17 protein-coding genes are annotated in these 9,738 nt (G+C 29.5%); 14 read left to right on the top strand and 3 right to left on the bottom strand.

From position 1 onward, the window contains the following. Positions 1-164: 164 nt before the first annotated feature. Positions 165-569: a hypothetical protein gene (locus Q0370_RS02285; protein ID WP_299571567.1), complete on the top strand. Its 405-nt coding sequence runs from the start codon at positions 165-167 to the stop codon at positions 567-569. A gap of 132 nt (positions 570-701) precedes the next feature. Then, the gene (locus Q0370_RS02280) at positions 702-890 is read left to right on the top strand and encodes a hypothetical protein (RefSeq protein ID WP_299571564.1); all 189 of its coding nucleotides are present in this window, start codon (positions 702-704) and stop codon (positions 888-890) included. Here the strand turns inward: Q0370_RS02280 and Q0370_RS02275 are convergent. Continuing rightward, complete coding sequence (locus Q0370_RS02275; protein ID WP_172618808.1) at positions 874-1,278, bottom strand: DUF2513 domain-containing protein; 405 nt, start codon at positions 1,276-1,278, stop codon at positions 874-876. The two genes, Q0370_RS02280 and Q0370_RS02275, sit on opposite strands and share 17 nt — an antisense overlap. 280 nt (positions 1,279-1,558) lie before the next feature. On the opposite strand from Q0370_RS02275, the gene Q0370_RS02270 reads away from it, so the two are divergent. From Q0370_RS02270 to Q0370_RS02215, 12 genes are all read left to right on the top strand, one after another. Continuing rightward, entirely contained in the window at positions 1,559-2,248 is a 690-nt protein-coding gene (locus tag Q0370_RS02270) for a Rha family transcriptional regulator (RefSeq protein ID WP_299571560.1), read from the top strand. A gap of 8 nt (positions 2,249-2,256) precedes the next feature. Beyond that, positions 2,257-2,391, top strand: coding sequence for a hypothetical protein (locus Q0370_RS02265; protein WP_299571557.1), 135 nt, complete (start codon positions 2,257-2,259; stop codon positions 2,389-2,391). Between the two features lie 145 nt (positions 2,392-2,536). Beyond that, on the top strand, positions 2,537-2,689 hold the full coding sequence (locus Q0370_RS02260; protein WP_299571555.1) for an enterotoxin type A: 153 nt from the start codon (positions 2,537-2,539) through the stop codon (positions 2,687-2,689). Then, entirely contained in the window at positions 2,664-3,293 is a 630-nt protein-coding gene (locus Q0370_RS02255; protein ID WP_299571552.1) for an ERF family protein, read from the top strand. The genes Q0370_RS02260 and Q0370_RS02255 overlap by 26 nt, the downstream gene beginning before the upstream one ends. Positions 3,294-3,296: 3 nt before the next feature. Continuing rightward, entirely contained in the window at positions 3,297-3,662 is a 366-nt protein-coding gene (locus tag Q0370_RS02250; protein ID WP_299571549.1) for a single-stranded DNA-binding protein, read from the top strand. A gap of 62 nt (positions 3,663-3,724) precedes the next feature. Beyond that, positions 3,725-4,324: a hypothetical protein gene (locus Q0370_RS02245; protein ID WP_299571546.1), complete on the top strand. Its 600-nt coding sequence runs from the start codon at positions 3,725-3,727 to the stop codon at positions 4,322-4,324. A 49-nt stretch (positions 4,325-4,373) separates the two neighbouring features. Next, entirely contained in the window at positions 4,374-4,568 is a 195-nt protein-coding gene (locus Q0370_RS02240; protein ID WP_299571543.1) for a hypothetical protein, read from the top strand. A 15-nt stretch (positions 4,569-4,583) separates the two neighbouring features. After that, positions 4,584-4,802 carry a hypothetical protein gene (locus Q0370_RS02235; protein WP_299571540.1) on the top strand — a complete coding sequence of 73 codons (219 nt, stop codon included), beginning with the start codon at positions 4,584-4,586 and terminating at the stop codon, positions 4,800-4,802. Then, complete coding sequence (locus Q0370_RS02230) at positions 4,795-5,190, top strand: YopX family protein (RefSeq protein ID WP_299571537.1); 396 nt, start codon at positions 4,795-4,797, stop codon at positions 5,188-5,190. Before Q0370_RS02235 ends, Q0370_RS02230 begins: the two co-directional genes overlap by 8 nt. Beyond that, complete coding sequence (locus Q0370_RS02225) at positions 5,187-5,378, top strand: hypothetical protein (RefSeq protein WP_299571535.1); 192 nt, start codon at positions 5,187-5,189, stop codon at positions 5,376-5,378. Before Q0370_RS02230 ends, Q0370_RS02225 begins: the two co-directional genes overlap by 4 nt. Continuing rightward, entirely contained in the window at positions 5,375-5,557 is a 183-nt protein-coding gene (locus tag Q0370_RS02220) for a helix-turn-helix domain-containing protein (RefSeq protein ID WP_197735183.1), read from the top strand. Before Q0370_RS02225 ends, Q0370_RS02220 begins: the two co-directional genes overlap by 4 nt. Positions 5,558-5,568: 11 nt before the next feature. Further along, complete coding sequence (locus Q0370_RS02215) at positions 5,569-6,618, top strand: site-specific integrase (RefSeq protein ID WP_299571526.1); 1,050 nt, start codon at positions 5,569-5,571, stop codon at positions 6,616-6,618. Positions 6,619-6,742: 124 nt separating this feature from the next. Here Q0370_RS02215 and Q0370_RS02210 read toward each other — a convergent pair whose 3' ends face one another. Beyond that, a complete protein-coding gene (locus Q0370_RS02210; protein WP_299571524.1) occupies positions 6,743-8,524 on the bottom strand; it encodes a L,D-transpeptidase family protein in 1,782 nt (593 codons plus the stop codon). Positions 8,525-8,561: 37 nt separating this feature from the next. Further along, positions 8,562-9,738 (bottom strand): L,D-transpeptidase (locus Q0370_RS02205; protein ID WP_299571522.1); only part of this gene is annotated, 1,177 nt, incomplete at its 5' end.

The raw sequence follows: 9,738 nt of genomic DNA, 5'->3' as shown, positions 1-9,738 counted from the left end.
AACCATCTCCTTTATTAAATAATTATACCACATTTAGTAAAAAAATGTTTGACTTTTTGTTTACTTTATGGTAAACTTATTTTGTAAACAAGAAACATATAAATATTTTTTTAATTTCTTTGTTTACTAAATGGTAAACGAACCTTATAAAAGGAGATGATAAAATGAGCTACAGCGAAAATCTAAAATTCGCAGAAGGAGCAGAAAGAGCAAGAGACTTGGCTTGGGCTAGAAAATGCGAAGAAGAAGACCAAGCGATAGAAGAGTATCAAGAATTCTGCAACCATTTAGAAAACGAATTCAAGGAATTTAAAACAAAATACGAAAATCAATTAAAATACATCTCACTTGAAGATTTTCACAACTATCTGATTGACAGATACGAAGAAGCGGACTTTGATTTCAAATCATTCGAAAGCATCGGTCTTGATTATTTTCAAGATGTGAAAGTATTTGAAGACTGGGAAAAGAAAAATCCTAATTACACAGATGAAGAAGAAAAGGGATTTGATAAAGAGTGCGACATGATTACAAAGTATTTTGTTGACATTTTATATAAAGAAAATTAAGGAGGAATAACAATGAATTTTGAATCAGTAACATTAGTAAACAGCAACAACGAAAAAGTGAAAAAAGAAAGAGAAGCTAAGAAGTTGAAAAACAGAATTAAGAAATTATTCAAAAAGTAAGGAGAGATTTTTATGAAAAATAAAATAACAATAGAAAGAAAAAAAGACGGAGTTTTAGTTCCAAAACTAAATGGAGAAATTTTAAAAGGAGTAAAAAACGTGAAAGTTAATTACTCCTATGGTGCTGAATCAAAAGAAAGAACTGAATTAATTGAAATAACTTTTCTAAACTCTGAGATAGAAATTATTGATGTTGAATAAACTGATTATCAATAAGTTCTGAAATTAATTTATCAGATATTTTTATTAAAGTTTCTACTGAAGAAGAACCTATGTTATCAGATATTTCTTTAATTTTATTCCAATTTTCATCATTTTTTATATTGGAAACGAAATTGTGCCCTTTAACAGTTAAATCAAGAATATCAATAAGTTTACCATAGTCTGCTTTAGTAATCAATAAATCAATTTCTTTTAAATGTTTTACGTGATATTCGATTTCTTTATCTGAATAATTTGATAATTCTTTAGGTTTTTGGTAATTCTTTTCATCATCATCAAACCAGCTATCGCCACTGCCTAAAATACTATAAGATTCTAATTCAGCTTTTAAAAGAATATCACGTATTAAATCAGGGTTTAATCGCATAATTACACCCCCTTTCATCAATAAATTTTCTCTAACAGAGAATTAAAACAAGTGTAACATTAAAGAGTGCATTTTTCAATAAAAAACAGTAAAAATTGTTAATTTAATCGTGCTATCTATTAACCTCTGCATACTGTACACATAGTACACTGCTTGAAGTATGCAGAAAACTGGTATTTTCATTGCCAGCTCCTTTCTTTATTTATTATTTTTTTAACTTTTAAATAGATAGCACAATTAAGTTAATACAAAAATTTATTTTAGGAGGGATTTAAAGCTAATGAATGATTTAAAAATTTTACAGGCAAAAGGAACAATGACATCTCTAGAGATTGCAGAGATAACAGGAAAAGAACATTACAATATCTTAAGAGATATTAGAGATGAAATAGATAAATTGGGAACCGAAAGAGGACAACTCATTTTTGAAGAGTCCTATTACATCAATGAACAAAACAAACAACAGCCAATGTATATTGCAAATATTCAAGGGATTCTACAGCTAGGAGCAAGATATAGTGCAGATGTGAGATATAGATTAATTGAGAAAGTTACCAAAAAAGAAGTTTCACGAAACTATGTTAACAATGATTTAATTGATTTGGAAAAAGACAGAATAAAGCTTGAGAAAAGCAAAATTCTAAAAGAGCTTTCGCAGACAATTTCAAACGAAAGATATAAAGAAACTTTAGCGATTTACAGTGCGAACGCTCTATATGACAAGCCAATTCTTGAACTTCCTACTGCTGAAAAGAAATCATATAGTGCAAGCGAATTATCACAATTAATAATGAACAAACACGGCATAAAAATATCAGGCAACAGGATAGGACGCTTGACAAACGAACATAATTTAAAAACTCAAGAATTCGGATACTGGGCATACGACAAATCAAGACACAGCAATAAACAAGTGGAAAGTTTCAGATATTACGATAATATCATTGAAGAAATCAGAAAATATATTTAGGAGGAATAATGACAATAAGAGAACAACTTGAAAAAGAAATGGATAAACAGGAAATCAAGGAATTGGAGGAAGAAAATGCTGACAGTAAAGAATATGATGAAATGGATGATTTTGATACTGACATCAATTTGGATTCAGATTGAAGTTATCCGAATCAAAGGACATTGGATACTTGGTGGCAATGTGGCTTTTCCGTTTTTGGTGGCACTATTACTATGGTATGTTCCAGCTAGATTTAAAGATTTTAAAGGGCTGTAAATAGGGGGTAATTTTAAAGGAGAAAAAACGATGTTTACAGATGACTATATAAAACAACAGAATGCAAGCCTTAACTTTTTTAAGAACGCTGCTAAGAACTTGCAGGAACTTAACAAGGAATTAAAACAAGACAATGATAAATGGGAGGAAAAGAATAATGAACATTTACGAAAAAATAAATAGGATACAGGTTGAATTAAAAGCAACAAAAGACAACAGAAATGAATTTGGTAAATACAATTACCGTTCAGCAGAAGATATTTATAACGCTTTAAAACCGTTTTTAAAAGAAGATAAATTAATTCTGCTATTTGATGAAAAAATACGGATTGAAGATGAAAGAGAAATTTTGACAAGCACAATCGAAATTATAGATGTGGAAAATCCTGTTGAAAAAATTACGAAAAGTATTGATGTTATTGTAGCGAAACCCAAAAACGGTAATGATTTGACACAAACAACAGGAGTATCAATAAGCTATGCAAGAAAATATTTAATGTGCGGAGCATTTACTATTGACAACGAAAAAGATAACGATGCGATAAATAAGCACGAAGAAAAAAATAATCAGAAACAACAAGCAAAGCCTAAAAAAACTTTGACAAAAGAAGAAAAGAAAGCACGGTTTATAAAATATATAAATGAACATTATACAGATTTTAAAATGAAAGTAGATAAATGCAAATTAGAAAATTCAGCAAAAAGTCTTGATGAAGTTTCTTATGAAAAACTCGAAGAGTTGGCGACATTTATTAAAGATAACATCGAACAAAAGAAGGGAGCATAAATTATGAACGTAGCAATATTAATGGGAAGATTAACACGAGATCCTGAGCTAAAATATACATCAAATGGAAAGGCATACACAACTTTTACATTAGCTGTACAGAAAACAAAAGATGAAGCTGAGTTTATCGACTGTGTCGCTTGGGAAAAGACGGCTGAGAATATAGCTGAATATTTTGGGAAAGGTAACAGAATATTAATACAAGGACGTTTAAGTGTAAACAGTTACGAACAGAACGGAGAAAAAAGGAAATTTACAAGAGTTTTGGCAAACACTTTTGAATTTATTGACAGCAAAAACAGCGGTAGCAGTCAAAATAATAGCAGAAATCGTTATGATTCTGATGAGGACGAAGGGTTTCCTTTTTGATAGCAATTACAAAAATAAATAAAAAATTATAAATTATAAAAATAGAGATAGGAGAAAATAAAATGAGTAAAGAATTAAATTTATATCCATTGAGCGCAGCAGGAAAAAATATTGAAAGAGCGTTTTTGGAAGATGAAATTGATGAACAAACATTAAAAGATACAAGGGAAATGTTGGTAACGGAAATTGAGGACGAAGGAGAGGCAATTGTTCAAATTTATAATAAATTTATAAATTATCTAGGACAAGGAACAGGAGAAAACAAGATTGTTGGAGCAATTGACAAGGAAATTGAAAGACTGAAAAATCTAAAACAGTTCTATACAAAAGGATTTGAAAGATTTTCCAAAAATGTAGTCGAAGTAATGCGAAGCTGTGGGATTGAATCAGGTCAGTCGAACGGAGTACAAACAGAAAGCGGAAGAATAATTTTTTTAAGAAAAAGTAACCGTGAAATAAAACCAAATCCGGAAGATGTGCCTAGTGAATATCAAATATATAAATTTAAGCCATTCCAGCTTAGTTTCGAGGAATACTCACAACTTCCTGACAGTTTGAAAGAAAAATTGCAAATAAGTGAAGTGAGCATTGATAAAAAGCCTTTTCAGGAAGTATTTGGGGATTTTGAAAAAGAAGAAAATTATAATTTAAAAATAAAATAAAAAAGCAAGGGTTAATTGAGGTACTTTAAAACAAAACAGGAGGATTAAAATGAAATATATAGTAACGAGATATTTCGATTATATAGCCGAAAACATTAAAGTTTTCGACAACAAAGAAGAAGCCAAGAAATATTTTGAGGAAGCTGAACAGACATGGAAAGACAGCCTTTATACGCACTTTGAGTTCAAAGAAGTTCCAGATAACGCAAAAATACTGGAAAGTAAATTGGTTGTAAAAAAATAAGAGCGGAGGATTAAAATGGAAAAGAAACGTTGGAGAGCAAAACATGGCGGATACTATCATTACATCAGTTTTCAATTTAAAACAAGTTGGACGGTTGAGGCTTTTTCTAAAGAAGATGATATTAGTTATAATCTAGGTAATTACTTCGAAACAAAAGAAGAAGCAGAGAAGTATGCAGAATATATGAAAAAATGTAGCCTTGAATGGCACAAAAAGAGGGATAATAATGAGTAGAGAAATAAAATTTAGAGCATATCATAAAGAAAGAAAAGAAATATTTGAAATCGCAAGCATAGATTTCGAAGAAAAGAAAGCGACTTTATCGAATGGGGTAATAAAACTTTTAAACGTGGATTTTAAACAATTTGAACTGCTACAATACACAGGACTTAAAGATAAAAATGGTAAAGAAATTTATGAGGTGGATATTGTAAAAATTTTAAAATTAGAGGGCTATGGAGAATATTGTGACCAAGTTGAATGCACAGGAAAAATCGAATGCTATATCTCGGAATTTAGGATACAACCACTTAATCTAAGATTATCTGATGAGAGTATTGTAGAAATCGAGGTTGTTGGAAATATTTACGAAAACAAAAACTTGTTGGAGGAAAATAATTGATAAAGTACGCCGAAATTTACAAAATAAAAATTGAAAACGAAATAAGATTCATAGCAAAAGTGTATATTGATAGAGAAGAAATAGAAGACGAAAGTTTTAGCAGTCCAACTTTTGAAGAGACTGCTAAGCATATTTTAAAAGATTGTGTTATATCTAGCCATATTAATATGACAAAAATGGAGGAATGATGAAAATAAAGAAATATTTTTATAATGCTAATGATATTATGAAAATACTAGAAATAAGTTTAAGCCAAGCATACAAAGTGATTAGGGAGTTAAATGAGGAATTAAAGCAAAAAGGGATACGTGTGCAACGTGGAAAAGTGGCGATTGAATATTTTAACGAACGCTACAAAATTGCTTAGGAGGTATTCGTATGTCCGTTTACAAAGAAAAGAATGATAAAAAATGGAAAGTTGAAATAAGAACGGTTGATTCAACAGGAAAAACAATTAGAAAAAGAAAAAGTGGTTTTAATACAAAAAAAGAAGCAATATTGTGGGAACAAGAATTTTTAAATAAGCTTGCTTCAAATTCAAATATAATGTTTAAAACTATGTGGGAAATTTACTTAGAAGATTGTAGATTAAAAGTAAAAGACAGTACAATTATTAGAAAAATACAGTTAATGAATAATTATATACTTCCTATTTTCGGAAATATTTTGATGAACGAGATAAATACAAACCACATCAGGAACTTTCAAAATGAACTTCTAGAAAAAAAACTTTCAAAAAATACTCTTAGAATTATTGAAAGCCAAGCGAAATGTGTATTTAATTTTGCAGTAAAATATTACAATCTTGAATCTAATCCTATGTCTAAAGTAAAGACAATTGGTTCAAGAAAAAATACTAGGGAATTTTCCATTTGGAGTTTGGAAGAGTTTCAAAAGTTTATATCAGTTATAGAGGATATACAGGATGTTGTGTTTTTTTCACTGCTATTCTGGACAGGTATGAGAGTTGGCGAAGCAATAGCTTTGAATATTAAAGATGTGGATTTTGAAAATAAGAAATTAAATGTTAATAAAACAGTTTCAAGAAGTTTTAATGGAGATATTATAACAAAGACAAAAACAGAGAGTAGCATTCGTAAAATTGCACTTACAGATAAAACACTTGAATTATTAAAAAAACAAATAAATAGAATTTATAAGCCAGCAAACAGCCAAAGATTGTTTGATTTTGGAAGAGGATATGCTAGAAAAAGGTTTCTTGAATATGTAGAGCTATCTAAAGTTAAAAAAATAAGAATGCACGATTTAAGGCATTCTCACGCAAGTTTTTTGATTCAGAAAGGTGTAAATATTTTAGCCATTTCCAAAAGGCTTGGACACGAGGACATCAAAATGACATTAAATACCTATGCTCACTTGTATGAAGAAGAAAATAAAAGAATGATAGATATTTTGAACAAAATTTAAAAATTTTATTCTGCCCCTTTTTTACCCCTTTTAGCAAAATAAAAAAGTTATATAATTCTCTAAAATAAAAGGGATATTCACTTTTAATGGAATATCCCAAACATCTGAATTAATTTTTAATTTATTATTTAACTAGCATAACTGTAGGAACACTAGGCACTCTAAATCCTTCTGGATGTCCAGGTGTCGAATTTCCTAACCAGTCATATATAAACTTAATCTGATCATCATAATGTCTTATACATTTATGAGATTCTGGATAAGTTCCTATTTTTTTAGCTGTTGCAGCTTTTCTTTGCTCTCTTGTATTTTTTGGTTCAAATAATGATGGAATACTGTGCATATAACCTCCACCACTAAATCTTACGGCATTTTTTGCATCTCCTACAACTGCCTTGTTATCTGAACCTGTGTACTGCATTACAGGTTTAGAGTAAGCAATTAGGAAAGTTCCATAAGGTGTGGCAAATGAATTTCCAGCATCTTTTCCAGTAGTTACAAATGAAGAAGTTACTACATTCCAGTTATCTCCTGCTTTTTCTATAACCATTTCATTTTGACTTGCTCTGTCAACATAGATAAATCTTGTTATTTCGCCAGTAATTCCTGCATCTTTCAAATATCTTTTTGTAGAAGGTTTTAAATAATAAGTACCATTATCATAGGCATCTATTTTTACTTTTACGTATTTATCATTTTCTTCTTCCACAATCATAATTGTTCTATCTGGAATATTTATATAATCCTTAAAACTTTTATCTGTATAACCAAATTCACTTTGATTAGCACGATTTCCAAATTTATCTCTTTTACCTGATTCCCCTCCTCCAAGCGGAACATAATCATCTAAGACATATATTTTTTTATTGGCACTAACTGCTTCTTTTATAAACTTATTTGTCTTCTCAACTTTTGCCATCATGTCATTCCAGTCAAATTCTCTTTTTTCAACAGCTGATTTTGGAATATAACCTATTTGATTATCAAAAAATACTTCATACCATTCATCTGATTTATTTCCAGCATTAGTTTTAACGATACCAGTTGTTTTGTATTTATGAGAATATGCTGCTGATTTTATAGTTTTTGCATTAGAATTTGGCTCTTTTCTTATATTTGTCGCTTCTTTTACAAAAACAAATTCATCCATTTCTTTTGGTGAATGTTTGTCGTATTGAAAATTGAATGTTAAGTTCTTTGGTCTTTGAGTATTAAATTCTTTAATATATGAGTATTGTCCTCTTGATGAATTCGTATTTTTTCGTGCTTCTATAGTTTCTTTTGTCTCTTTTTCCTTTGATTCATTTTCTTTTTTTTCAATTACAGAATTTTGAACCTTTTCCATATTAGACTGTTTTGAAGTTTCTACAGGCTTGGTATTTTCTATAGTTTTGTTGTTTTTCTGATTTCCTTTAGAATTATCTTCATTTTTTTTTGGCGATACTGGCTTTTTGTCCATTTCATTAGTCTTTATCTCTTTAACTGGCTGCACTGTTTCTGGTTTCTTTTCTGATTTTTGAGTCTGTGTTTTTTGCTTTTGTGCAGATGTAACTCCGCTTTTTTTTGGATATTCTGCTATAAATCCTTTTATAAAAGTATCAAATTTTGCTTCAAATTCAGATTTAGTTATTGTTTTTTCTACACTTTTTCCTTTTACAAATTTTGCTTTTTCATTAAATACATAAGGAGTAAATTTTAAACGCACATTATTTCCTTCTACTGCATAATCTACATCTATTTTATCCTTAATTCCATCTCCATCTAAATCAGGCTCCAATGAAATTTGTTTCCATTCTATTTTTTTTACTTCCTTCGGTGCTGAAAAAGCATTAATTGACATTACAGAAAGTATTAATAATGCCACCATTGAAAATTTCATTTTTTGTAAATTTATTTTATTTATCATAAATTTATTTCTCCTTATTATTTATTTTAAGGTTATTTTATAAAACTACTGCTATTACAGGCTCTTCAGGTATTGTGTTATCTCTATCCTTGATTTTACTGTCTGCATTTATCCATCCAACAATAAATTCAATCTGATCATCAAAATGTCTTACACATTTATGAGAATCTTTATAAGTTCCTATTTTATGAGCTGCTCCTGTATTTAACGTTGAACCTCTAAAATTAAGTCCTACAGGAATTCCATGCATATAACCTCCACCACTGAATCTTACTGCATATCTAGCACTTCCTCCGATAGTCAAGTCTGATCTTCCAGGAAGAGTTTTATCCCCTTCTCTTGCGTGTCTTGTAAATGTCATATACGGTCTTGTGAAAGCTATCAAAAATGCTCCATGTGGTGTTTCGTATGATCCCCATCCATCTTTTCCTGTTGTTACGTAAGAATATGTTACCACTTCATATTTTTCAGTTTCAGGATTTCTTTGGAATAGTGCTTCAGTTTGACTATGCGGGTCAATTGCAACAAATTTATTTACCTTACCTTTTATATTTTCTACTTGTTTATATGTTTCTTCTTTTTTCTCAATGAAGTAAGGTCCACCATAAAATGGTGTTTCTATTTTTAACATATTATTTTCTTCACCAATTATTCTAAAAATTGTCTGATCAGGAATATTAATAATTTCTCCTTCTTTTTTAGAATTTGTATAGCCTATGATACTTTGATTATTTTTATTTCCAAATTTGTCCTTTTCACTAGGTTTATCACGTGATAAAGGTTTGTATTCAGTAATAATATACAATTTTTCATTATCTTTAGTTGCTGTATCAATAAATTTATTTACAATCTCGATTTTTTTAATCATTTTGTCCCAGTAAAAACCTCTTGGTGAAACAGTATCTTCATTACCAGCTATAAATCCTCTAACAGTCGTTGGATTTTCTGCAATAACCTTACCATCTTTATCTTTATTAATTTTTTTACTTACATTAGTGCTAGCTTTTTTTGTAAATTCTGTAAAGTACCATTTTGGACTGTTTGCAGCATCTGATACCATATCAAATAGTATTTCAGGTTTTTCACTAAATCCTAAATGTGTTATGGCATTTCCATTTGGTGCCTCCAGCAAGCTTGATTCCTTTTTTATAAATAAAAAATTATTTGTATTTTCTGGCGCATGATTATTAAATTTTATTTTATCAAAAACTATA

This window comes from uncultured Leptotrichia sp., assembly GCF_938036635.1.
Classification (GTDB): Bacteria; Fusobacteriota; Fusobacteriia; order Fusobacteriales; family Leptotrichiaceae; genus Leptotrichia; species Leptotrichia hongkongensis.
This window is presented reverse-complemented; position numbering and strand designations above follow the sequence as displayed.